At 64.1% G+C, this 23,272-nt stretch carries 24 protein-coding genes; 16 read left to right on the forward strand and 8 right to left on the reverse strand.

Annotated features, from left to right (window positions below):
- Nucleotides 1-109 precede the first annotated feature (109 nt).
- Both rpmF and DQW91_RS00625 read left to right on the forward strand, forming a co-directional pair.
- Nucleotides 110-295: a 50S ribosomal protein L32 gene (gene rpmF / locus DQW91_RS00620; protein WP_112661662.1), complete on the forward strand. Its 186-nt coding sequence runs from the start codon at nucleotides 110-112 to the stop codon at nucleotides 293-295.
- A 238-nt stretch (nucleotides 296-533) separates the two neighbouring features.
- A complete protein-coding gene (locus DQW91_RS00625) occupies nucleotides 534-2,192 on the forward strand; it encodes a GGDEF domain-containing phosphodiesterase (RefSeq protein ID WP_112661663.1) in 1,659 nt (552 codons plus the stop codon).
- A 13-nt stretch (nucleotides 2,193-2,205) separates the two neighbouring features.
- Here DQW91_RS00625 and phaR read toward each other — a convergent pair whose 3' ends face one another.
- Nucleotides 2,206-2,784, reverse strand: coding sequence for a polyhydroxyalkanoate synthesis repressor PhaR (phaR, locus tag DQW91_RS00630; protein WP_112661664.1), 579 nt, complete (start codon nucleotides 2,782-2,784; stop codon nucleotides 2,206-2,208).
- 253 nt (nucleotides 2,785-3,037) lie between these two features.
- Here phaR and DQW91_RS00635 point away from each other — a divergent pair, with 253 nt between their 5' ends.
- The 3 genes from DQW91_RS00635 to yddG all read left to right on the forward strand — a co-directional run bounded on the left by DQW91_RS00635 (nucleotide 3,038) and on the right by yddG (nucleotide 6,119).
- Nucleotides 3,038-4,216 carry an acetyl-CoA C-acetyltransferase gene (locus tag DQW91_RS00635; protein WP_112661665.1) on the forward strand — a complete coding sequence of 393 codons (1,179 nt, stop codon included), beginning with the start codon at nucleotides 3,038-3,040 and terminating at the stop codon, nucleotides 4,214-4,216.
- Between the two features lie 218 nt (nucleotides 4,217-4,434).
- Nucleotides 4,435-5,160 carry an acetoacetyl-CoA reductase gene (phbB, locus tag DQW91_RS00640; protein WP_112661666.1) on the forward strand — a complete coding sequence of 242 codons (726 nt, stop codon included), beginning with the start codon at nucleotides 4,435-4,437 and terminating at the stop codon, nucleotides 5,158-5,160.
- A 74-nt stretch (nucleotides 5,161-5,234) separates the two neighbouring features.
- Nucleotides 5,235-6,119 carry an aromatic amino acid exporter YddG gene (gene yddG, locus DQW91_RS00645; RefSeq protein ID WP_112661667.1) on the forward strand — a complete coding sequence of 295 codons (885 nt, stop codon included), beginning with the start codon at nucleotides 5,235-5,237 and terminating at the stop codon, nucleotides 6,117-6,119.
- Nucleotides 6,120-6,122: 3 nt separating this feature from the next.
- On the opposite strand, the gene DQW91_RS00650 is transcribed toward yddG, so the two are convergent.
- Together DQW91_RS00650 and gloB are read right to left on the reverse strand one after the other, a co-directional pair.
- Entirely contained in the window at nucleotides 6,123-6,872 is a 750-nt protein-coding gene (locus tag DQW91_RS00650; protein WP_112661668.1) for a GNAT family N-acetyltransferase, read from the reverse strand.
- A gap of 58 nt (nucleotides 6,873-6,930) precedes the next feature.
- On the reverse strand, nucleotides 6,931-7,698 hold the full coding sequence (gloB, locus tag DQW91_RS00655) for a hydroxyacylglutathione hydrolase (RefSeq protein ID WP_112662374.1): 768 nt from the start codon (nucleotides 7,696-7,698) through the stop codon (nucleotides 6,931-6,933).
- A gap of 275 nt (nucleotides 7,699-7,973) precedes the next feature.
- Between gloB and DQW91_RS00660 the strand changes: the two genes are divergently transcribed.
- From DQW91_RS00660 to DQW91_RS00680, 5 genes are all read left to right on the forward strand, one after another.
- On the forward strand, nucleotides 7,974-8,717 hold the full coding sequence (locus DQW91_RS00660) for a class I SAM-dependent methyltransferase (protein ID WP_112661669.1): 744 nt from the start codon (nucleotides 7,974-7,976) through the stop codon (nucleotides 8,715-8,717).
- A 164-nt stretch (nucleotides 8,718-8,881) separates the two neighbouring features.
- Nucleotides 8,882-9,835, forward strand: a complete 954-nt coding sequence (locus tag DQW91_RS00665; RefSeq protein ID WP_112661670.1) for an acetyl-CoA carboxylase carboxyltransferase subunit alpha — start codon at nucleotides 8,882-8,884, stop codon at nucleotides 9,833-9,835.
- A 73-nt stretch (nucleotides 9,836-9,908) separates the two neighbouring features.
- On the forward strand, nucleotides 9,909-11,009 hold the full coding sequence (locus tag DQW91_RS00670; protein ID WP_112662375.1) for a D-alanine--D-alanine ligase family protein: 1,101 nt from the start codon (nucleotides 9,909-9,911) through the stop codon (nucleotides 11,007-11,009).
- Between the two features lie 207 nt (nucleotides 11,010-11,216).
- The gene (locus DQW91_RS00675) at nucleotides 11,217-12,557 is read left to right on the forward strand and encodes a L,D-transpeptidase family protein (RefSeq protein WP_112661671.1); all 1,341 of its coding nucleotides are present in this window, start codon (nucleotides 11,217-11,219) and stop codon (nucleotides 12,555-12,557) included.
- A gap of 73 nt (nucleotides 12,558-12,630) precedes the next feature.
- Nucleotides 12,631-13,044 carry an NUDIX hydrolase gene (locus tag DQW91_RS00680; RefSeq protein WP_112661672.1) on the forward strand — a complete coding sequence of 138 codons (414 nt, stop codon included), beginning with the start codon at nucleotides 12,631-12,633 and terminating at the stop codon, nucleotides 13,042-13,044.
- A 65-nt stretch (nucleotides 13,045-13,109) separates the two neighbouring features.
- Here the strand turns inward: DQW91_RS00680 and secA are convergent, their stop codons facing one another.
- A complete protein-coding gene (secA, locus tag DQW91_RS00685; RefSeq protein ID WP_112661673.1) occupies nucleotides 13,110-15,887 on the reverse strand; it encodes a preprotein translocase subunit SecA in 2,778 nt (925 codons plus the stop codon).
- Nucleotides 15,888-16,135: 248 nt separating this feature from the next.
- On the opposite strand from secA, the gene DQW91_RS00690 reads away from it, so the two are divergent.
- Nucleotides 16,136-17,017 carry a peptidylprolyl isomerase gene (locus DQW91_RS00690; RefSeq protein ID WP_112661674.1) on the forward strand — a complete coding sequence of 294 codons (882 nt, stop codon included), beginning with the start codon at nucleotides 16,136-16,138 and terminating at the stop codon, nucleotides 17,015-17,017.
- Nucleotides 17,018-17,209: 192 nt separating this feature from the next.
- Nucleotides 17,210-18,451 carry a bifunctional glutamate N-acetyltransferase/amino-acid acetyltransferase ArgJ gene (gene argJ / locus DQW91_RS00695; RefSeq protein WP_112662376.1) on the forward strand — a complete coding sequence of 414 codons (1,242 nt, stop codon included), beginning with the start codon at nucleotides 17,210-17,212 and terminating at the stop codon, nucleotides 18,449-18,451.
- A 12-nt stretch (nucleotides 18,452-18,463) separates the two neighbouring features.
- Here argJ and DQW91_RS00700 read toward each other — a convergent pair whose 3' ends face one another.
- Entirely contained in the window at nucleotides 18,464-18,835 is a 372-nt protein-coding gene (locus DQW91_RS00700) for a hypothetical protein (RefSeq protein WP_112661675.1), read from the reverse strand.
- 24 nt (nucleotides 18,836-18,859) lie between these two features.
- The gene (locus DQW91_RS00705) at nucleotides 18,860-19,237 is read right to left on the reverse strand and encodes a hypothetical protein (RefSeq protein ID WP_157961289.1); all 378 of its coding nucleotides are present in this window, start codon (nucleotides 19,235-19,237) and stop codon (nucleotides 18,860-18,862) included.
- Nucleotides 19,238-19,347: 110 nt separating this feature from the next.
- Between DQW91_RS00705 and DQW91_RS00710 the strand changes: the two genes are divergently transcribed.
- Together DQW91_RS00710 and DQW91_RS00715 are read left to right on the forward strand one after the other, a co-directional pair.
- Nucleotides 19,348-19,773, forward strand: a complete 426-nt coding sequence (locus DQW91_RS00710) for a (deoxy)nucleoside triphosphate pyrophosphohydrolase (protein ID WP_112661677.1) — start codon at nucleotides 19,348-19,350, stop codon at nucleotides 19,771-19,773.
- Nucleotides 19,774-19,780: 7 nt separating this feature from the next.
- Nucleotides 19,781-20,713, forward strand: a complete 933-nt coding sequence (locus tag DQW91_RS00715; protein WP_198411738.1) for a DMT family transporter — start codon at nucleotides 19,781-19,783, stop codon at nucleotides 20,711-20,713.
- 6 nt (nucleotides 20,714-20,719) lie between these two features.
- Here DQW91_RS00715 and DQW91_RS00720 read toward each other — a convergent pair whose 3' ends face one another.
- Together DQW91_RS00720 and DQW91_RS00725 are read right to left on the reverse strand one after the other, a co-directional pair.
- Nucleotides 20,720-21,097: a DUF427 domain-containing protein gene (locus DQW91_RS00720; protein WP_112661679.1), complete on the reverse strand. Its 378-nt coding sequence runs from the start codon at nucleotides 21,095-21,097 to the stop codon at nucleotides 20,720-20,722.
- 92 nt (nucleotides 21,098-21,189) lie between these two features.
- Nucleotides 21,190-22,071, reverse strand: coding sequence for a methyltransferase domain-containing protein (locus DQW91_RS00725; RefSeq protein WP_112662377.1), 882 nt, complete (start codon nucleotides 22,069-22,071; stop codon nucleotides 21,190-21,192).
- 111 nt (nucleotides 22,072-22,182) lie between these two features.
- Here DQW91_RS00725 and DQW91_RS00730 point away from each other — a divergent pair, with 111 nt between their 5' ends.
- Nucleotides 22,183-22,968 (forward strand): ComF family protein, encoded by a 786-nt coding sequence (locus tag DQW91_RS00730; protein WP_112661680.1) that lies wholly within the window; start codon nucleotides 22,183-22,185, stop codon nucleotides 22,966-22,968.
- A gap of 37 nt (nucleotides 22,969-23,005) precedes the next feature.
- Nucleotides 23,006-23,263 carry a glutaredoxin 3 gene (gene grxC / locus DQW91_RS00735; protein WP_112661681.1) on the forward strand — a complete coding sequence of 86 codons (258 nt, stop codon included), beginning with the start codon at nucleotides 23,006-23,008 and terminating at the stop codon, nucleotides 23,261-23,263.
- Nucleotides 23,264-23,272 lie beyond the last annotated feature (9 nt).

Here is a 23,272-nt window from a genome sequence, read left to right on the forward strand (position 1 = left end):
GGGGCTAGATATTTGCCCAAAGACATTGTATGAGGCCCCACCTTATCAGATTGCGTATTGAGCGTTTCCCGGTTTCAACGGGTGCTCAGCCTTTGACCGGAGACGAAAAATGGCCGTTCCAAAAAGAAAAACGTCGCCCTCGCGGCGCGGAATGCGTCGCTCCGCCGATGCCCTGAAAGCCCCGACCTATATCGAGGACAAGGATTCCGGCGAACTCCGTCGCCCGCATCACATCGACCTGAAGTCCGGCATGTACCGTGGCCGTCAGGTTCTGAAGGTGAAGTCGGACGCCTGAGAGCGGCACGATCTTTAAGATCCCGAAAAACCGGCGTCACAAGCGCCGGTTTTTTGTTGCCTGCGTCAGATCGGCTTCCGTTATCCCCGCTCTTCACGACCCGGACGGGCGATCCCCACTTTTCAGGATCGCAGGCGCTGATTGCCGGCTCAATTTCATCCTTCGTTAACGCTCGCCCTCGATCCTGACCCTCAATTTCAGCGGGGACAAGCCCCGCCCCAATGATTGAGGATGGGTGATGGCGAGGCGGAGCCGGGCCGGGCTTTTCGGTGGCGTGTTGTGGGATTCCTGCGGTTTTGCGCGATCCGGCGCTCTCACGACGGCGACGACGGCCTCCTCCGCGAACGCCGCCTATACTTGGCACCTTGCGACCGACACTCTGACCTGGGGGCCCAACGCCGCTGAGGCCTTGGGCGTTTCGGCGGACGACCTGCCGCGCACCGGAGCCGCTTTCGCAAACCTGACCGAGCGCCATAGCGGCCTGGACCGGCTCGCGGCGATCCTGTCCTGCGAGACCGCCCCGACCGATGACGGCACGCCGTTCGAAGCTCGCTATGCCCTGAGGCTCGATCCGGACCGGATCGTGATGATCGACGATGTAGGCTGCTTCTTCGTGGACGGGCATGGACGCCCCGCCTTCGTGCGCGGCCTTATCCGGGCCCAGCTCGGGGAGGAAACCGCCGCCCCCTCGCATGCCCCCATCGAAATGCGCTCCGCCCTTCTGGAGGACATTGCCGAGGACGTCGCCGAAACCCGAAACTCCCGTCATGCGGTGACGCTGATCGTCGGAACGGTGGAGCAATCCGCCGATGACGAAACAGCGCTAACGGAAATCGGCCGCTCAGTGCGCCGCCTTCTGCGCCGAAGCGACCATTTCGCCCTCTACGCGCCCGGCCGCTTCGCCCTGGCGCTGACCTCCTGCACAGGAGCGGAGGCGCAAAGCGCCATGAACCGGGTGCTGCAGGTCATCGCCGCCAATCCGTCGCTGATAGAGGTCTCCGTTCGCCTCGGCGCGGCGAGCGCGCCCGATCATACAACGAATGCCGCCGATCTTCTGCGGCATGCCGAAAAGGCACTCGACCACGCCATCGTGCAGGGCGAGCGCGCGGGCCTCTATCACGAGCGCCTCGCAGCCAGCTCCCCGACAGCATCCGGAACGAGCCCTGAGGACGTGATCGACGCGCTCAATGGCCGCGAAATCGGCTTCCTCGCCCAGGCCATCGTCGATGCGGCGTCGATGCGCCCGATCCTGTCCACGGTTCTGCCGCGCATCGACGCGAAGGGCGTCGTTGCCGCCGCGCAGGATCTCGCGCCGTCGATGGAGCAGGCAGGGCTCTCGCTTCTCCTTGACGGGCGCCTCCTCGAGCGCGCCGCCGATCATCTGGCGGAGCATCACAGCGAGGGCCTCGTGCTGCCCATCGCCCGCGCCACGCTGGAAGATCCGGAATGGCTGGCGATGCTCGCCGCGCATCTCGGCATCCGGCCCGGCATCGCCTCGCGGCTGATCGTCAGCGTGCCGGAAGCCGCCCTCGGCTGCGAGGCCGCGCAAGGGCGCCTCGACGCCATGAAGGCGCTCGGCATCGGCCTTGCGCTTCGCGGGTTCGGCACGGGCTATCTCTCCGCTGAGCAATTGCACGGCCTGCCGGTCGATCTCGCGGTGATCGACGGCCGCTTCATCCAGACCCTCCATCGTTCGACGGAAGACCGCCTCTTCGTCCGCAAGTTGATCGAGAAGGCGCATTCCTGCGGCATCGCCACCATCGCCGAGTGGGTCGAGAGCGAGGAAACCGCGCGGCTTCTTTCGGAATGGGGCGTGGACTACCTCCAAGGCGGCCTGTTCGGCCCCGCGCTCAAGGCAGAGCGTGAGGCCGCGCCGCTTCAGGCACGGCGCGCCTGAAGCCCGGTCAAAGCTACTTGCGGGACAGCGTGTCGAGCTTGGCCTGCATGTCGGCCATCTGTTTCTTCAAGGCATCGAGATCGTTCGCCTCGGCGGCCTTGTCCTCGCTCTTTTCGGCGGGAGCCGCCCCGCCGGGGCGCGGCGCGAAGGGGGCGAACATGCGCATGGCATCGGTGAAGAAGCCCATGTTCTTCTGAACCTGCTCCTCCATCGCCTGGAAGGCGGAGGGCCCGAAGGCCTGGGTCATCTGCTCCCGGAGCTTCTGCTGCTCCTTGGAGAGATTGTTCATGGAGAATTCAAGATAGCTCGGCACCAGCGATTGCAGGCTGTCGCCGTAAAAGCGGATCAGCTGGCGCAGGAAGGTGACGGGCAGAAGGTTCTGCCCCTCCTTGCTCTCCTGCTCGAAGATGATCTGCGTCAGCACGGAGCGAGTGATCTCCTCGCCCGACTTGGCATCGTAAACGACGAAATCCTCGCCCTGCCGCACCATCGTGGCGAGGTCCTCGAGGGTCACGTAAGTGGATGTGCCCGTGTGGTAGAGGCGTCGATTGGCGTATTTCTTGATGACAGTCGGCTGCTTTTCCGTCGCCATTTGGTCCCTGAACGATCCCTGAAAAATCCGACATGGCCGATGCTTCCGGTGCGGATCTGTCGGAAGCGCGGCAATGATGCTCAGATTATAGGCAATCCAGCAAGGCGGCAAAGCACCAAAAGTCTAAGGCCGGCCTCGCGGCGGCAGGGCCCTTAAGCCCTAGGGCGAACTTGACTCCCTCTCGCCGGAGGCGTTGATCGCGCTATGATCGGCGTCAGTCAGGAAACGCCGTCCGCCATGAGAGGAGATCGCAATGGCCCAAAAAGACATCGTCATCGTCGGTGCCGCCCGCACCCCCGTCGGCTCGTTCAACGGTGCTTTCGCCAATACGCCCGCCCACGAACTCGGGGCGATTGCGATCAAGGCAGCGCTCGAGCGCGCCAAGGTGGATGCTGCCGATGTCGATGAGGTCATCCTCGGTCAGATCCTCACCGCCGCTCAGGGGCAGAACCCTGCCCGCCAAGCCGCGATGGCCGCCGGCATCCCGCAAGAAAAGACCTCCTGGGGCCTCAACCAGCTCTGCGGCTCGGGCCTGCGCGCCGTGGCGCTCGGCCTGCAGCAGATCACCAATGGCGATGCGGACATCATCGTGGCGGGCGGGCAGGAATCCATGAGCCAGGCGCCGCACGCGGCCTATATGCGCGGCGGCACGAAGATGGGCGACCTGAAGCTCGTCGACACGATGCTGAAGGACGGCCTCACCGACGCCTTCCACGGCTACCACATGGGCAACACCGCCGAGAACGTGGCGCAGCGCTGGCAGCTCACCCGCGAGGAGCAGGACAAGTTCGCCGTCTCCTCGCAGAACAAGGCCGAGGCCGCGCAGAAGGCCGGCAAGTTCAAGGACGAGATCGTGCCGGTCACCATCTCGACCCGCAAGGGCGACATCGTCGTCGATCAGGACGAGTACATCCGCCCCGGCACGACCATCGACTCGGTCGCCAAGCTCAAGCCCGCCTTCACGAAGGAGGGCACGGTGACGGCGGGTAACGCTTCGGGCATCAATGACGGCGCGGCAGCCCTCGTTCTCATGAGCGCCGAGGAAGCCAAGAAGCGCGGCCTGAAGCCGCTCGCGCGCATCGTCTCCTGGGCGACGGCGGGCGTCGATCCGGCGGTGATGGGCACGGGCCCGATCCCGGCTTCGCGCAAGGCGCTGGAGAAGGCCGGCTGGAAGGTGTCCGATCTCGATCTCGTGGAAGCCAACGAGGCCTTCGCCGCGCAGGCTCTCGCCGTGAACAAGGACATGGGTTGGGATCCGTCCATCGTGAACGTGAACGGCGGCGCCATCGCCATCGGCCACCCGGTCGGCGCGTCGGGCGCGCGCGTGCTCGTGACCCTGCTCCATGAAATGGGCCGCCGCGACGCCAAGAAGGGCCTCGCCACGCTCTGCATCGGCGGCGGCATGGGCGTCGCCATGTGCGTCGAGCGCTGACAGCACCGTTCGCCGGTTGCGGAACCTGCCCCGTGACCGGCGGATATCGCCTAAAGAAGGATCATCGCACCCTTCAATGCGTCAGCAATCCTTCTAGGCTTCTCCGAAACGCGCACTAAGCTATGCATTAGGACGACTCGCGCTGCCGGGTCGTCCCAACAAGAGGCTGGCCCGTTCGAGGCCGGTCCGCGGGGAACGGCTTTACGAAGGAGGAAGACATGGCGCGCGTCGCTTTGGTTACCGGTGGCACTCGTGGCATCGGAGCCGCGATCTCGCAGGCGCTCAAGAATGCGGGCTATGCGGTCGCCGCCAACTATTGCGGCAACGACGAAGCCGCGAAAGCCTTCCACGACAAGACGGGAATTCCCGTCTACAAGTTCGATGTCGGCGATGCGCAATTGTGCGAGACATCGATCCGCAAGATCGAATCCGACATCGGCCCCATCGACATTCTGGTGAACAATGCGGGCATCACCCGCGACGGCATGTTCCATCGCATGACATTCGAGCAATGGTCGGCGGTCTTGCGCACCAATCTCGATTCCATGTTCACCTGTACCCGCCCCGTGATCGAGGGCATGCGCGAGCGCGGCTTCGGGCGCATCGTCATCATCTCCTCCATCAACGGCCAGAAGGGCCAGATGGGGCAGGCGAACTACTCCGCCGCGAAAGCGGGCGCGATCGGCTTCGCGAAGGCTCTGGCGCAGGAGAACGCCGCCAAGGGCATCACCGTCAACGTCATCGCACCGGGCTATATCGGCACGGAGATGGTGCAGGCGGTGCCCGAGGAAGTGCTCAAGACCAAGATCCTGCCGCTGATCCCGGTCGGCCGTCTCGGCGAGGCGGAAGAAATCGCCCGCAGCGTGCTCTACCTCGCTGCGGACGAAGCGGGCTTCATCACCGGCTCGACGCTCGCCGTCAACGGCGGGCAATACATGGCCTAAAATCCCGGCTGCGACCAAGCCCCTAGACAGAAAGCCACTCCCCTCTTCGGCCGCTTTGCTTTATGCGAAGCGCCATGACGACACGCACCGCCACCTTCATCGGCCTTATCGCCATTCTGCTCTGGTCGCTTCTTGCCATGTTCACGGCGGCAACGGGCAAGATCCCGCCTTTTCAGCTCGCGGCCATGACCTTCCTCATCGGCGGGTTCGTGGGCGTGGGAAGCTGGATCGTGCGGCCGGGGGGCATCGCCGCTTTGCGTCAGAAGCCCATCGTCTGGGCGCTCGGCCTCGGCGGGCTGTTCGGATATCACGCGCTCTATTTCGCGGCCCTGCGTCTCGCACCGCCCGCGGAAGCAGGCTTGCTCAACTATCTCTGGCCGCTCTTGATCGTGCTGTTCTCATCATTCCTGCCCGGCGAGCGCTTGAAGCCCGCCCATATTGTCGGCGCGCTTCTCGGATTTGCGGGCGTCGTCATCCTCATCGCGGGGCGCGGAGCGCTCGATGCGCGAGCGGAATACATGCCGGGCTACATCTGCGCCTTCATCGCCGCCTTCGTGTGGTCGGCCTATTCGGTGCTTTCGCGCCGGTTCGGGCAGGTGCCGACGGATGCGGTGGCGGGCTTCTGCCTCGCCACGGCGGCTTTAAGCCTTCTCTGCCACCTCGCCTTCGAGACAACCGTGTGGCCGGAGAACGCCCTGCAATGGGCCTGCATCGTCGCGCTCGGCCTCGGGCCTGTCGGCGTGGCGTTCTATGTCTGGGACATCGGCATGAAGCGCGGCGACATCCGCTTTCTCGGCGTCGCCTCTTACGCGACACCGGTTCTCTCGACGCTGCTTCTCGTCGTCAGCGGCTTTGCCGAGGCGACGGCGACCCTCGCGCTCTCCTGCGCGCTGATCGTCACCGGGGCGCTGGTTGCGACCTTCGGCGCGCGCTCGCGCCCGGCCGCGAAGGAAGTCTGACGATCAGGCGCGCGGCAGAACGCGATGCCGGTAACGATAAGCAGGCTTGAAGCCGAGCCTTTCATAGAGTTTGCGGGCGATAGCGTTTTCCTCGCGTACCTGAAGGTAGGCGCTGTGCGCACCCGCCACGCGGCCCCAGGCCATGAGGCTCGTTACGATGCGCCGGCCAAGGCCTGCGCCGCGCATCTGCGGGGAGACGACGATGTCGTAGAGCCCGACATAACCGCGCTCCACCACGCCAAGCCCCCAAGCCACCGCCTTGCCGTCGCGATGAAGGGTCACGAAGGCGGCCTTCTGGCGAATGCGCGAGATGATTTCGAACAGCGTCGCGTCATCGGCCTTGTCGGCCCCGTAGGAATGTGCCGTCTCCCGCGCCCAGCGCGTTGTCGCTTGCGTCTCGATCAGCACATCCGGATCGGCCTCGACATCTCCTGCGAGCGAAGCCTGCAGCGCGAGGGTCGGCTCGACTTCCTGAAAGCCGCGCACTTGGAGCAACGCATCGACGCTCGCCGCCTCGATGCCGGGAAGCCGGAAGGTCGGCATCACCCCCGCAGCATGAAACTGCGCGATCATGTGATCGAGAAGCTCTTCATCGAGGCTCAGCCCCGGCGCGAACGGCGTCACCGAATTGGCGCGCTTCGAATAACCCTTCGCGAGACGAAGCATCCACCCGTCATGGACCTGATAGTCGAACGAGGGCCACGCATTGAGAAGGCGGCTCTCGAGCGCGAGAGTCAGGTTGGCATCGGTCATGAAAAAAGGCTCCGGAACGAGCGCTGATGCTAAACCTCAGCCCCGCAATCCTGTCCAGTCAGAACCTGTTCTTCCACTCGCGCAGAGCCTGGAACACGCTGAACGCATCCGCGCCTTCGCACTGCACCGATTTGGCAAGAGCCGGCTCGCCCGCCCGCAGGAACGGGTTGGCTGCCTTCTCCTCGCCGATGGTGGTGGGAACGAGAAAGCGTCCTTCCTTCGCGGCGGCTTCGGCCTCCGCCACGCGCGCCCTCAAGGCCGCGTTGTCCGGGTCCGCCGCGAGCGCGAACTTTCCATTGGAGAGCGTGTAGTCATGCCCGCAATAGATCCGCACATCGTCGGGCAGCGCGGCGAGACGCTGGAGCGACGACCAGAGATCGGAATAGCTGCCATCGAGCACGCGCCCGCAGCCGAGGGTGAAAAGGGTATCGCCCACGAACGCCGCGCGCTCGGCTTCGAACCAGTAGGAAACATGGTCCGAGCAATGGCCGGGCGTCTCCCACACCTTCGCCTTCAGATCGCCCACGCTCACGATATCGCCTTCCTGGACATAAACGTCCGCATCAGGCACCGCCTCGCGGGCCTTGAGCGGCGCGAGAATGCGGCAGCCGGTTTTGGCTTTCAGGCCCGCCGCCCCTTGAACGTGATCGAAATGGCGGTGGGTGATGAGAAGATCGGTGAGACGCCAGCCGGTCTGCTCCAACGCCGCGAGGATCGGCGCATCCTCCGGCGCGTCGATGGCCGCGCAGGCTCCCGTCTTGGGATCGTGGACAAGAGCCCCGATATTGTCGGAGAGGCAGCGAAAGACATGGATCTGGGCGGGCATGAGGAAACTCCAGAGCATTTTCAAGAAAAGTGGACGCCACTTTTCTTGAAGAAAATGCGCCACTCAAAAGTGAGAGCAAAATTTCTGATCGAATTTTGCTCCAGCTTGATGTGTCGCGGTCTATCATGGGACAGTCCGCCCCCGAAACCAGCCCCAGAGCATGATCAGAACAAGTGGACACCGGTTGTTCGCCCGGATCATGCGCCAAATAAAGAAATCTGGAGTCTGATCGTGTTTCAAAGAGACACGTTCAGACTCCAGGGCAAGGGAACAGGATGAGCGTCGACATCACCGATCTGCGGAGCTTTTATGCCAGCCCGCTCGGCAATGTGACCCGCCGCTATGTCGGCCGCGCCATCGCCCGGTTCTGGGGGCAACTGGCGGGCCTGCGCGTGCTCGGCCTCGGCTACGCGCCGCCCTATCTCGGCACGATCCGGGAGGAGTGCGAGCGTGCCCTCGCCTTCATGCCCGCGAGCCAGGGCGTGGTGAACTGGCCGCGCTCGGGAGCCTCGGCCTCGACCCTCGTCGACCCTCTCATGATGCCGCTGCCGGACGCTTCCATCGACCGTGTTCTCGTGGTCCATGCGCTTGAAACCGTCGAGAGCCCGAGCGAACTCCTCAACGAGATCTGGCGCATCCTCACGCCGGGCGGGCGGATCATTGTCGTCGTGCCCAACCGGCGGGGCCTGTGGGCGCGCATGGACACGACGCCCTTCGGCTACGGCCAGCCCTTCAGCCGCACGCAGTTGAAGGCGCTCATGCGCCAGACCTGGTTTTCGCCGGAAGGCTGGGCCGAAACCCTCTACGTGCCGCCCATAGGGAGCCGCCTTCTGCTCCAGACGGCGCAGGCCTGGGAGCGGGTCGGGGCCAGTTGCTCCCTGCCCTTCGCGGGGCTCCACATCGTGGAGGCGACGAAGCAGCTCTACCATCCCGTCACCGTCCGCGCCCCGCGCCGGGCCCGCCGCTTCGCCCCGGTTTTCGTTCCGGCACCCGCCTCCCGGGTCGGCGAAGCGCCCTGAAACGGGCCGTTTTTCCTTGTAAAACCCGCATTCATGGGCGGCATTCGCAGTGGCAAACTTGACTTGTGACCTTCAAATCGCCAGTTTCCGCCCGACCGGCGGAGCGGACTTTGCAAGATCAGAGGTCCGGGTCAGCGCCGGTTTTTTGTTTTTCATAGAGTCCGATGCGCAGTTATCTCGATTTCGAAAAGCCGGTCGCCGAGCTGGAAGCCAAGGTTGAAGAACTTCGGGCTCTCGGGGAAAGCCGCGACGCGGTTTCGATCACCGAAGACATCAACCGGCTGGAAACCAAGGCCGCGGATGCCCTCAAGGATCTCTACGCCAAGCTCACGCCCTGGCAGAAGACGCTGGTCGCGCGCCATCCGCAGCGGCCCCATTTCGTCGATTACTGCGCGGGCCTGATCACCGATTTCACACCGCTCGCCGGCGACCGCAAGTTCTCGGAAGACGAGGCCATCGTCGGCGGCTTCGGTCGCTTCCGGGGCCAGCCGGTCTGCATCATGGGGCAGGAGAAGGGCTCCAGCACCGAAACCCGCATCCGGCACAATTTCGGCATGGCGCGCCCTGAGGGCTACCGCAAGGCCGTGCGCCTGATGGAGCTGGCCGACCGGTTCGGGCTTCCCGTCATCTCCTTCGTGGACACCGCCGGCGCCTATCCCGGCATCGAGGCGGAAGAGCGCGGCCAGGCCGAAGCCATCGCCCGCTCCACCGACGCCCAGCTCGGCCTTGGCGTGCCGAACATCTCCGTCATCATCGGCGAAGGCGGCTCGGGCGGCGCGATCGCGATCGCCACCGCCAACAAGGTGCTGATGCTGGAGCACGCCATCTACAGCGTGATCTCGCCGGAAGGCGCGGCCTCGATCTTGTGGCGCGATTCGGCGCGGGCGCAGGACGCCGCCACCAACATGAAGATCACCGCCCAGGACCTCATGCGCCTCGGCGTCATCGACGGCATCATCACCGAACCCGTGGGCGGCGCGCACCGCGACACGAAGGCTGCCCTTGCCGCCACCGGCAACGCGGTCGAGGAAGCGCTGCACGACCTCAGCAACATGGGTCCCTCGGAGCTGCGCGACCACCGGGCGGCCAAGTTCCTCGCCATCGGCCGCAAGCTTTAAGGGGCTCAACCCGGCGCGTTAACAATGCTTCAATCCCTTCGGCCATAAAGCGAATGTGGCCGGAGGATCGATGATGAACCAAGCGCGCAAGACTGTCGGACTTCTGTTCGGCGGGTGCTCGGCGGAGCACGACGTTTCAAGAATGTCGGCCGCCAATATCCTTCGCGCTCTCGATCCCGCCCGTTACGACATCGTCCCCATCGGCATCCGCCGCGATGGCCGCTGGTACTTGGGCAATGCGGCGGCCCCGGACGCCAAGTCCCTCGAGATTCCCGCGAGCGCCCCCGAGGTGGCCCTGCCCCCGGGGCGCAAGGGCGACCTCATCGTTCTCGACGGCGCTGCTCCCCAAGTGCTGCATCTCGATCTCGTCTTCCCGGTCCTTCACGGGCCGAACGGGGAGGATGGAACGGTGCAGGGCCTCCTGGAACTGGCGGACGTGCCGTATGTCGGTTCCGGCGTCATCGGCTCCGCCGCCGGCATGGACAAGGACGTGGCGAAGCGCCTCCTGCGTGACGGCGGCCTGCCCATCGTCCCCTTCCTGACCCTGACCGCCGATGACCTGACGGATTACGAAGCTGCGACCGTGGTGCTCGGCACGACGGAACTCTTCATCAAGCCGGCCAACATGGGCTCCTCGGTCGGCGTGTCGCCCGCGCGATCCGCGCAGGAATTCGAGAAGGCCTGCGCCCTCGCCCTGCGCTACGACAGCAAGATCCTGGTCGAGCGCAGCGTCGCGGGCGCGCGCGAGATCGAATGCTCCGTGCTGCAGGAGCCCTCCGGAGAACTGCGCGCCTCGCCGCTGGGCGAAATCGCCCCCGCGAGCAGCCACGGCTTTTACAGCTACGATGCGAAATATGAGGATGCGGCGGGCGCTGACCTGCGCATTCCGGCGCATATTCCTCTGGAACAGGCCCGCCGCGCGCAAGAGCTGGCCATCGAGGCCTTCCAGACCCTGTGCTGCGAAGGCTTGGCCCGGGTCGATTTCTTCATCGATCCGCTCGATCCGGAGAGCCTTTTCGTCAATGAAGTCAACACCCTGCCGGGCTTCACGGCGATCAGCATGTACCCCAAGCTCTGGGAGGCGGGCGGGTTGCCCCAGCGCGGTCTCATGGACGCCCTGATCGCCCACGCCCTGACGCGGCATGAGCGCAAGCGCGCCCTGAAGCAGGCCTGAGGGGCCGCCAGGCTCCCTGGCCTCCTCGCCGCGGCTTCGGGGAAACCCCTGAATTTAATCAGGTTTTTCCCCGGATTAGCGAACTATTAACCATGGCTTCAATATGGCTCCGCTTGCGGTAAGGCTGAGTTAAGGCTAACGATTTAACGATATCGGGGAACCGTTCGGACAAAGGGAACCGGGCGGATCAGAAATGCGGGGTCCCCCATGATGAAGCGTTTCGCGATGGCGGCGAGCCTGGCGCTCGCTCTGGCTGCCTGTCAGGATGAAAGCTTCCGCAGAAGCTCGACACGTCACCTCACGCCCATTCCTGCGGCCACCATGTCGTTGATGGCCAGCAAAGGCATGTCCAAGGGCGATCCGATCCTGATTCGCGCCTACAAGAAAGAAGGCGAGATGGAGATCTGGAAGCGCGCCGGCGACGGCAGGTACGCGCTCCTCAAGACCTATCCCGTCTGCCGCTGGTCGGGCCAGCTCGGGCCGAAGACCCGCGAGGGCGATCGCCAGGTGCCGGAGGGCTTCTACACGGTCACCCCGGCGCAGATGAACCCGAATTCCTCCTATTACCTGTCCTTCGACGTGGGCTATCCCAACGCCTACGACCGCGCCTATGGCCGGACGGGTGGCGATATCATGACCCACGGCTCCTGCTCCTCTCGCGGCTGCTTCGCGATGACGGATGAGGCCATTGCCGAGATCTACTCCATCGCCCGCGAAGCCTTCGCGAGCGGGCAGCGCGGCTTCCAGTTCCAGTCCTACCCCTTCCGCATGAACGCACAGAACTTCGCCCAGCATCGGCTGGATCCGAACATGGCGTTCTGGAAGAACCTCAAGGAAGGCTCGGATTATTTCGATGTCACCCACGAGGAACCGCGGGTTTCGGTGGTCGACCGCCGCTATGCCTTCAACGTGGGCGAAGGCAGCGCCGTATCCGCCGCCGTCGAGCAGAAGCGCGTAAAGGACGAGCAGGAAGTCGCTGAGGTCGCCCGCGGCGTCCAGCCCGTCAAGCTCGTCTATCATGACGGCTCGTCGCACGAATCCTTCCGCCGCGCTCTCGCCGGCACCCTTGAGGGCGGGTCCCTCGTGGTGGATGCGCGCACGCGCGACAAGTTCGGCGACGTGAGCCGCCCCGAAGGCCTGTCCACCGGACCGCAGGAAATCGCACTCGACGCCTCCGGCAAGCCGAAGGAAGCCGCTGTGCCCGCAACGGCCCTCGCCTTCGCTCCGGCAGCTCCGGCCCCCGCGCCGGTCGCCGCTGCACCGGCGCCGGTGGCCGAGACGAAGCTTGCCTCCACCGCTCCCGCCGCCAGCGCTCCGGTTCAGGCCTCCGCGGCTTCCGGCTCGCAGGAGACGCCGTTCTACAAGAAGATGTTCAACGGCATCGGCGATCTGTTCAGCACCTCCTCCACGGCGGAACCCGTCGCGGAAACGGCGCAGGCCGCGCCCGTGACGACGGCCCCCGCCGCCCAGGTTCCCAAGCCGCCGGTGAAGCCCCAGAAGCGCGCCGAGGCCGCAACGGGCATGAAGCTGGCGCAGGTCAGAAACTGAACGGCATCACTGCCAGACAAGCTCCAAAAGCCCGCCCCTCGGCGGGCTTTTTCATGCTCGCGAGAGGAAATCCATGAATCGACCGACCATGAAGGAACCTCGTTGTGGCTGCGGCGCGGTCATCATGAGGGACGGCAAGATTCTTCTCATCCGACGGATCAATCCGCCCGAGGCTGGTCACTGGGGATTGCCGGGCGGCAAGGTCGATTGGCTCGAGCCGGTCGAGGCCGCCGTGGCGCGTGAGGTCACCGAGGAGCTCGGCGTGACCATCATGGACCTTGAGCTTCTGTGTGTCGTCGATCAGATCGACACGGAAGGCGCAGAGCACTGGATCGCGCCCGTCTACCGCGCCCGGAACATCAGCGGCGAACCGCGCATCGTTGAGCCGCACAAGCACAGCGCCTTCGGATGGTTCGCCCTTGATGCGTTACCCTCCCCGCTGACGCGGGCGACGCAGGTTGCTGTCGCTGCTTTGCGAAGCCCATAACGAAAACCGCCGCCGTGTGACACGGCGGCGGTGAGAACCGACTGACTTCAGTAGCCCTGGCGGCCTTAAGCCACGAACTGCCCGTGGCAGTGCTTGAACTTCTTGCCCGATCCGCAGGGGCAGGGTTCGTTGCGGCCCACACGTCCCCAGGTCGAGGGGTCGTTGGGATCGCGCGCCTGCTGTGGGTCGGAGGCGGCGAAGGCGAGGGCTTGCGGGGGCGCCATTTCGTTCTCGCCCGTCGCCGGATCGAGATGCTGGCCGAACATCGGCGGCAGCGACGGCTGCTCCGGCTGCTGGAACACCACCTGAATGCGCATCAGCTGACCCGTCACCTGCTCGCGCAGATGGCCGACGAGATTGTTGAACAGGTCGAACGCCTCCGCCTTGTACTCGTTGAGCGGGTCGCGCTGGGCGAGGCCGCGCCAGCCGATGACCTGACGCAGGTGATCGAGCGTCACGAGATGCTCGCGCCACAGGTGATCGAGGCTCTGCAGCAGCACTTGCTTCTCGACATAGGTCATCACGTCCGAGGAATTCTCCTCGACGCGCTTCGCGTAAGATTCGTCGGCGGCCTTGCGGATGCGTTCGCGGATCTCTTCGTCCGCAATGCCTTCTTCCTTCGCCCAATCGGCAATCGGCAGATCGAGGTTGAGGAAGCGCGCGACGCTTTCCTGCAATCCGGCGACATCCCATTGCTCGGCATAGGCGTGCTCAGGGATCGCGCGGTCGACGAGATCGTCGATGACGCCGTGGCGCATATCGTCGATGGTTTCGCGCACGCTCTCTTCAGCCATGAACTCCTTGCGCTGCTCGAACACGACCTTGCGCTGGTCGTTCATAACGTTGTCGTATTTCAGGATGTTCTTGCGGATGTCGAAGTTGCGCGCCTCGACCTTCGCCTGCGCGCGTTCGATGGCCTTGTTGATCCACGGATGGATGATGGCCTCGTCTTCCTTCAGGCCGAGCTTGGCGAGCATGCCGTCCATGCGGTCGGACCCGAAGATGCGCATCAGGTCGTCCTGAAGCGAGAGATAGAACTTCGAGCGGCCCGGATCGCCCTGACGGCCCGAGCGACCGCGCAGCTGGTTGTCGATGCGGCGGGATTCGTGACGCTCCGTGCCGAGCACGTAAAGGCCGCCTGCCGCGAGCGCCTTCTCCTTGAAGGCGGCAGTCTCTTCGACGATCGCCTTTTCCTTAGCGGCGCGCTCTTCGCCCTCGACTCCGACAAGCTCGCGCTCGATGCGCATCTTGGCGTTACCGCCGAGCTGAATGTCGGTGCCGCGGCCTGCCATGTTGGTAGCGATGGTGATCGCCCCCGGCACGCCCGCCTGCGCGACGATGAAGGCTTCCTGCTCGTGGAAGCGCGCATTCAGAACCGCGAAGTGCTTCGTGCCCGTGCCGTCGCGCGCCGCCTTGTAGAGCGGATCGAGCGCATGCGGGTTTTCGAAGTCGATAAGGGTGTAGCCGTCCTTGACGAGAAGCTCGGCGAGCTGCTCCGACTTTTCGATAGAGGTCGTGCCGACGAGGATCGGTTGGCCGCGCTTGGATGAGGCTTCGATCTCGCGGATGATGCCTTTGTGTTTTTCTTCCGCCGTCCGGTAGACCTCATCGTCCTCGTCGATACGCGAGACGGGACGGTTCGTCGGGATTTCGGCGACGTCGAGATTGTAGATCTCAAGGAACTCGTCGGCTTCCGTCGCCGCCGTTCCCGTCATGCCGCCGAGCTTGTCGTAGAGGCGGAAATAGTTCTGGAAGGTGATGGAGGCCAGCGTCTGGTTCTCGGGCTGAACCTGCACGCGCTCCTTCGCCTCGAGCGCCTGATGCAGCCCTTCCGAATAGCGGCGGCCCGGCATCATGCGGCCGGTGAATTCGTCGATGATGACCACTTCATCGTTGCGGACGATGTAGTCCTTGTCGCGCTGGAACAGGGTGTGCGCGCGCAAGGCCTGGTTCATGTGGTGAACGAGGGTCGCGTTTTGCGCATCGTAAAGGTCGCCCTCGGTGAGAAGGCCGGCCTCGCGCAAGAGCTCTTCGATCTTGCCGGTGCCGTCCTCGGTGAGCGACACGCTGCGCTGCTTCTCGTCGAGGTCGTAATCCTCCCGCGACAGGCGCGGGATGACCTGATCGACCGCGAAGTAAAGTTCGGAACGGTCGTCGAGCGGGCCGGAGATGATGAGCGGCGTGCGCGCTTCGTCGATGAGGATCGAGTCGACCTCGTCCACGATGGCGAAGTTGTGGCCGCGCTGGACCATCTGCGCCATCTCGTACTTCATGTTGTCGCGCAGATAATCGAAGCCGTATTCGTTGTTGGTGCCGTAGGTGATGTCGGCGGTATAGGCCTCGGCACGCTCGGCATCGTCGAGGCCGTGGACGATCACGCCGACGGTGAGGCCGAGGAAGCGGTAGATCTGGCCCATCCACTCCGAGTCACGGCGGGCAAGGTAGTCGTTCACGGTCACGACGTGAACGCCCTTGCCGGAGAGCGCATTGAGGTAGACCGGCAGCGTCGCGACCAGCGTCTTGCCTTCGCCGGTGCGCATTTCGGCAATCGAGCCCTCATGGAGCACCATGCCGCCGATGAGCTGCACGTCGAAATGACGCTGGCCCAGGGTGCGCTTGGCCGCCTCGCGGACGGTGGCGAAGGCTGGAACCAGAAGGTCATCCAGGCTCTTTCCGGCGGCAACCTCGGCCTTGAAGGCGGCCGTGCGAGCGCGCAGTTCCTCGTCGGACAGGGCCTCCAGTTCGGCCTCCAGCGCATTGATCGCGGCCACTTTAGGCCGATATGACTTCAAGCGGCGATCATTAACCGAGCCAAAGATTTTCTTGGCGAAAGAACCAAACATCGAGAGCCTTCGAATTCCAGGATTCCGGGTAAACAGCGGTTTGGGCCGCGTTATAGACTTAATTATGCGGGAGTGCATCTAAAAGGCTGCGCCACTCCGGCGCAGTCGCGCTTCCACAGGCTCGGCCCTTTAAGCTTAACCGGCAGGAGGTTTGCCACAGATCGGCTATCCCTTGCAAACTGCCGGGAAGTCGGCCATCGATCCACCCCGAGCGGCTGCCGCTTCGAGGCCCGCCAGAGGACTTCAATATGTCAATTTCATCATCCCTTCTCAAAAGCGTTCTCGCGCTGGGCGTGGCCCTTCCCCTGAGCGTGGGCGTTGCCCTCGCCCAGACCCCGCCTGCCGCCCCTGCGGCTGCCGCTACGGCAGGGAACAAGGTCGTCGCCCGCGTCAACGGCGTCGAGATCACCGAGGCCGACCTCGCCATTGCCGAGACGGACCCTGCCCTGCAGCTTCCCAACATGCCCGAGCCGCAAAAGCGCGACCTTCTGATCGGCTACATGATCGACCTGAAGCTCGGAGCGAACGCCGCGGCGGCGGCCAAGATCTACGACACGCCGGATTTTGCCCGCAAGCTCGCCTACAACCAGGACAAGACCCTCCTCGACGAGTATCTCGCCCTGGAAGCCAAGAAGGCCGTTACGCCGGAAGCCGCCAAGAAGCTCTATGACGAGACCGTCAAGGGCATGACGCCGGAAGAGGAAGTGCGCGCCCGCCATATCCTGGTCGAGAACGAGGACGACGCGAAGAAGGTTTTCGCTCGCGTGAAAGGCGGCGAGGACTTCGCCAAGGTCGCGGCCGAGGTCTCCAAGGATCCGGGCTCCAAGACGGATGGCGGCGATCTCGGCTTCTTCACCAAGGACCGCATGGTCGAGCCTTTCGCGGAAGCCGCCTTCAAGCTTCAGCCCGGCCAGATCTCCGAGCCGGTGAAGTCGCAGTTCGGCTGGCACGTCATCAAGCTCGAGGAAAAGCGCACCAAGCCCGCCCCCTCCCTCGAGGAGATGAAGGAGCAGGTGAACACCTACCTCGAGCGCAAGGCTCAGCAGGACCTGATCCTCAACCTGCGTAAAGAAGCCAAGATCGAGCGCCTCGACGACAAGGGCAACCTCGTCGAGCAGAAGAAGCAGTAAGTTTCAGGAGGCCGGGATGGGACACCATCCCGGCCTTCATTTGACCCTGGCCGTTTGACGGGGATCAGGCAGAAACGCGCACCGCGTGCTTCCAGAATCCTTTTAAAGCCAAGCTTAGGCTTGACAAAAACCGTGGACAAGCCGCAGTTCGCGCATTCTGTGTGGCTTCCCGCTCCTCATCGGTTTTTGTTCATGTCCACGACCGTCTCCCCGCTCGCGCCGAAATCTTACCCGAGCCTTCCCGCCATCGAGGGCGTGAAGATCGCGACCGCCGAGGCGGGGATCCGATACAAGAACCGCACCGACGTTCTTTACATGACCTTCGCCAAGGACACGGCAGTGGCGGGCGTGTTCACGCGCTCCAAGTGCCCCTCGGCCCCGGTCGACTGGTGCCGCAAGAATCTCGACAAGGGCAGCGCCCGCGCGCTCGTCGTCAATTCCGGCAATGCCAACGCCTTCACCGGCAAGAAGGGCGCCGAGGCCGTGAAGCTCACCGCCGACATCGCGGCCAAGGCCGCCGGCTGCCGCGCCTCGCAGGTCTTCATCGCCTCCACGGGCGTGATCGGCGAGCCGCTCGACGCCACCAAGTTCCAGGGTGTGCTCGACAAGTGCCAGAAGCAGGCAAAGCCCCTCGCCTGGGTCGATGCCGCCAAGGCCATCATGACCACCGACACCTTTGCGAAAGTGGCGACCCGCAAGGCCACCATCGGCGGCGTCGAAGTGACGATCAACGGCATCGCCAAAGGCGCAGGCATGATCGCTCCCGACATGGCGACGATGCTCTCCTTCATCTTCACCGATGCGCCCATCGCCGCGCCGGTGTTGCAGGCGCTGTTGAAGAAGGGCGCCGACAAGAGCTTCAACTGCGTGACGGTCGACAGCGACACCTCGACCTCCGACACGCTGTTGTTCTTCGCGACAGGCGCGGCGGCAGAGCGCGGCGCGCCCGCGATCTCGCTTCCGAGCGACCGCCGCCTTACCGGATTCCGCAATGCACTCGAAGATCTGCTCTGCGATCTCGCGCAGCAGGTCGCGCGGGACGGCGAGGGCGCGCGCAAGTTCGTGACCGTGAAGGTGACAGGCGCGAGCGGCGCGACCTCCGCCAAGCGCATCGCGATGGCGATCGCCAATTCGCCGCTCGTCAAAACCGCCGTGGCCGGTGAGGACGCCAACTGGGGCCGCGTGGTCATGGCCGTCGGCAAGGCGGGAGAACCGGCGGAGCGCGACAAGCTCGCGATCTGGTTCGGCGACATTCGCGTCGCCGTGAAGGGCGCGCGCGACCCGAACTATGACGAAGCCAAGACCTCGGCCTACATGAAGGGCGACGAGGTCACGATCCGCGTCGATCTCGGCCTCGGCCGTGGCGAGGCGCGGGCCTGGACCTGCGATCTCACCAAGGCCTATGTGGAAATCAACGGCGATTACCGCAGTTGAGGCGCTTCCCGATCAGGGGACGACAGTCACTTTCCATTTGATCTGAACGTTCATGGGGCCGCCATACTGGTCCATGCCGATAAAGGCATAAGCGAACTCATCCGCGCCCGAGTAACCAGCCTTGGCAGCGTAGAAGGGCGTGAGATTGCTAACGCCTGCCCGGCCGAATTTCGGCTGCTGCACAATCTTCGTTTCATTGACCGCGCCGGGAATATTATTGAGGTTGAAGGAGCACCCCGTGCCGGCCTTCACCGTCAGTTCGCCCTCCACTTGAGCGCGGGCCGAAGTAATGAACACCGATCCGCCCGAGCAGTCGGCGGAAGCGGTTCCCAGGATGGCGCTGGCAGCCCATAGGCCACACGCAACCGCAACTTTCTTGATCATTGAATCCCCCAATTTTTTTGTTGATTAAAGGCTCGGAACAACGGTGATCTTCCGCTTGATGGATATCTTCATCGGGCCCCCGTATTGGTCGGTTCCAATATAGGCATAAGTGAACTCATCGGGCCCCTGATAGCCGGGCTTGGCCATGTAATACGGGCGCATATTCTCTACGCCGGCTTTGCCTACCTTCGGCTGCTGCGTGATTTTAACCTCGGAGAGAGCTCCCGATATGCCGTTCACGCCCGACCAGCACGATGTTCCCGAGACCACGGTCATCTCACCTTCGGTTTCGGCGAGGCTTCCACTGAAAAATACGCTCGTTGCCTTGCACGCGGCGTATGCAGGAACCGACGATCCCATGAAGGCAGCGCAAACAGCGGCGGCCAGCATTTCCTTCTTCATAACCATTACTCATTCTCTAACCATTGAGTAATGTTATCTCTTACATGAAAATTTTCTCATGCCCAGAGTTGTTGCATTCAGCAAAAAGTCTTGGGAGAGGTGAGCCCGCCATGACCACGAACACACCCCCTCTCAAACTGACCCTCGTCGTCGCCGTCGCCCTTGTGGATACGGACAACCGTATCCTTCTCGCGCAGCGCCCTGAGGGAAAGGCGCTTGCCGGCTTGTGGGAATTTCCCGGCGGCAAAATGGAGCTCGGCGAGCGGCCGGAAGAGACACTCATCCGCGAATTGCGCGAGGAACTCGGCATCGCCGTCAAGGAAGCGTGCCTCGCGCCGCTCACTTTCGCGAGCCACGCCTATGAGAGCTTCCACCTTCTCATGCCCCTCTACATCTGCCGCCGCTGGGAGGGCTTCGTGCAGCCGCTGGAGGGGCAGGCGCTGAAATGGGTGAAGCCGCAGGAATTGCGGCAATACCCGATGCCGCCGGCGGATGAGCCGCTGCTGCCTTTCCTCATCGATCTCGTCGGCCCTTGAGCGCATCATGACCGGCGGCACTACCCTTCCCGCGCCAACCGCGCCGGCACGCGGCTTCCTCGTGACGAACCTGCTTGCCTGTTCGATTCTCTGGGCGAGCGGATTTCTGTTCGTGAAACTCAGCGGCGACGTGAACCCCTTCGCGCTGGCGGGCATGCGCGGGCTGATTGGCGCGACCTCACTCGCCTTGTGGTTCGCCGTCCAACGCAAGAGCATCATTCCGCACGGGCGTGAATGGCTGAGCTGGATCATTCTCGGAGCCCTCAACGGCTGGATCCCGAACGTGCTCCTCGCCTACGCTCTGACGCAGATCACCACGGGGCCCGCCGCGATGATTCAGGCCTCCTCCCCACTCATCGTCGCGGTGCTCGCGCATTTCATGTTCGCCGAGGAGCGGCTGACGCGCGGCCGCATGATGGGCGTCATGCTCGGCTTTATTGGCATGGCCATTCTCATCGGTCCGGCGGCGTTTCCGGAAAGCGGGGTCAGCCCGTCGGGTGCGCTCGCCATGCTCGGCTGCGCCTTGAGCTATGCCAGCGCGAACCTCTATATACGTGTCGTGCGACAGGCCGACCCTGCCCGTCTCGCGCTCGGCCAACAAATCTGCTCCGGCATCCCGGCGACGATTCTCGCTCTCGTTCTCGTCGGCCCATCTGCTTTCGGGGCGGTGCCGGCACATATCGCACCGCTTCTCGCCCTCGGCGTCATCGCAACGGCGCTGCCGATGCTGCTGTTCATGTACCTGATCCGCAGCGCCGGGCCGACTCGCGCCTCGATGGTGGGCTACCTTCTGCCTGTCTGGACCACGATCCTCGCGATGATCTTTCTTGGCGAGCGGATTGGTCCGCGCGAGATGCTTGGCGGCGCGGTCGTGCTGGCGGGCGTGGCGCTTGTTTCGCTCAGCGGAAGGCTGAAGACGGCATCGGGCCAGAAGCCCTGACGACGATCAATCCTTGAACTCTTCGATGGCGTCCACCTTCTCCGGGTAGAAGGCGATATAGCCCGCAATCGCCGCGACGGACGCCTGCGGCTTCTCATAGCTCCAGGCCGCGTCGCTTCGCACGAGGCCGCCCGCGCTGGCGGTGTAGTAGGTCGCATCTCCCTTGTAGGGACAGTTGGTGTGGCGACCAGTCTTGTCGAGAAGGTCCATCCGCACGTCTTTACGCGGAATGTATTGCACGACCGGCAATGTCGCTTCGTGCAAGGCTAGCGCCTCTGTTGTTTCGGCGATGATGAAGCCGCCGAGGACCACGCGGATGCGGTGGGGATTCGGCGTGATCGAAATCGGATGATCCGGGCTGGATTTCTTCGTGGCGGGTTTCATGGCGAAGGACCCTCGAAATGTGATGCCGCCGAAACCTGCGTTCCGCGGACCACACCAAAAACCTAGGGCGTAACCGTCCCGTGCCCAAGGCCTCACGGCCCCGGCTTCTCTCCGGTTTTCTGTTCCTCGACATGAAGCGCGTCAGCAAGCCGCATGCGGGCGCTGCCGGGACGCAGCGGCTTTTGCTGGCTCTCGTGCGGAGCCCAGCCGAGAAGCCAGACGATCTCGAACGTCGCCGGAACCCGCCCATCGGGATCGGCGAAGCATTCCGCATAGATCTCCGCCGCGCGCATCAAGGTGCGGCGTTTGAGGGGCGTCTTGCGGCGGTCGTGCAAGGCATTCGTCAGCCCCATGCGGCGAAGATCGCGCATGAGGGAAAACGGGTCGGCATAGCGCACGCGCACCACTTCCGAATCCGTGACCGGCAGCGCGAGCCCGGCCCGCTGGAGCAGGCTGCCAAGATCCCGCAAATCCGCGAAGGGCGCAACGCGCGGACTGACGCCGCCCTCGATCTCCACTTCCGCCGCCGTGAAGGCTTGCCGCAATTCGGTCAGCGTCGAACCACCAAAGAGCGCCGCCACGAACAGACCGTCGGGCTTCAACGCGCGCCGGATCTGCACGAGCGCCCCCGGCAGATCGTTGACGCCCTGCAGCGCGAGCAGGGACACGATGAGATCGAACCGCGCATCGCCGAAAGGCAGGCTCTCTTCGTCGCCGACGATAGCCCCGGCTTCGGGAAGCGGCGACAATCGCACCACCTCTCGAGCCCGCTTCGCCTGACGCAAGGCCGTCGCCGCCAGAGCCGTCGGCGTTCCGAGATCGAGAGCAAGCGAGAAGTCTCGCAACACCGCCGAGAGCCGCTCATCGAGATCTTCCACCGCCCGTGCGAGGAGAAAATCCGCATAGCCCTGACGCAGGGCGCGCTGGAGACGCTGACGGGCGAGGGAGCGGTCGAAAACGAGGGGCGCTGTCATGGCGCGCACGGTATGGCGCGGAATGAGGACAACGCCAAGTGATTTTAACCGAAGCAGGAAGACCCCAATAGCCATCTTCGTTCCACCGGCGAGTTCAGCTAAGCTTGTCCCATGAGCGATGTGAGCGAGACGAGCGAAACCGCGCCCCGGGGCCTGCGCCTGTTGCGCCTGGCGCAAGGATCCTTGCGTGGGGCGCTCGGCCTCGTCTATCCACCGACCTGCATCGCCTGCCAGGCGGCGATCGGGGAGCCGCACAGCCTGTGCGCCGCGTGCTGGTCCGGCATCCGCTTCATCGAGCGGCCCTATTGCGAGCGCCTCGGCACGCCTTTCTCCGTCGATATCGGCGTGCCGCTGCTCTCGCCCGCCGCCATCGCCGATCCGCCGGTTTTCGCCCGCGCCCGCGCGGTCGCCCAATATGACGGCACGGCCAGCGCCCTCATCCACCGCCTCAAATACGCTGACCGCCCGGACCTCGCCCGCGCGCTCGGCACCATGATGGTCCGTGCGGGCGCAGAATTGCTGAAGGACGCCGATGTGATCGTGCCGGTGCCGCTGCACCGCTGGCGGTTATGGCAACGGCGCTTCAATCAGGCGATGGCGCTCGCCAGCATCGTCGCGAAGGAAAGCGGCATCGACTGCGATCCCTCCCTCCTTGTCCGCGTGAAACACACCCGCCAGCAGGTCGGCCTCACCAAGGCGCAGCGCCAGCAGAATCTGCAAGGTGCTTTTCGCGTGCCCGAAAGTTCCCGTCCCGCCGTCAAGGACAGGCGCGTCCTTCTCATCGACGACGTGCTCACCACGGGCTCGACGGCCAACGCCGCCTCTCGCGCCCTTCTGAAAGCCGGAGCGGCCAAGGTCGATATCCTCGCTTTCGCAAGGGTTGTCGTGGAGGCTTGAGAATTCCTATATGTCGGGACGAACTGGAAGAGTGCTCATGTCCCCCGTCACGATCTACACGAAAAGCTGGTGCCCCTATTGCGCCTCCGCAAAGAAGCTTCTCACCGAGAAGGGAGCGGCCTTCAGCGAAATCGACATCGAAAAGATGCCCGAGGCCCGCGCGGAGATGATCGAGAAGGCCGGCGGCCGCACCACCGTGCCGCAGATCTTCATCGGCGCTCGCCATGTCGGCGGCTGTGACGATCTTTATGCGCTGGACGCCAAAGGGGGACTTGAGTCACTCTTGCAGGCCTGATGGAGAATG

Source organism: Microvirga flavescens (assembly GCF_003290125.1).
Classification (GTDB): domain Bacteria; phylum Pseudomonadota; class Alphaproteobacteria; order Rhizobiales; family Beijerinckiaceae; genus Microvirga; species Microvirga flavescens.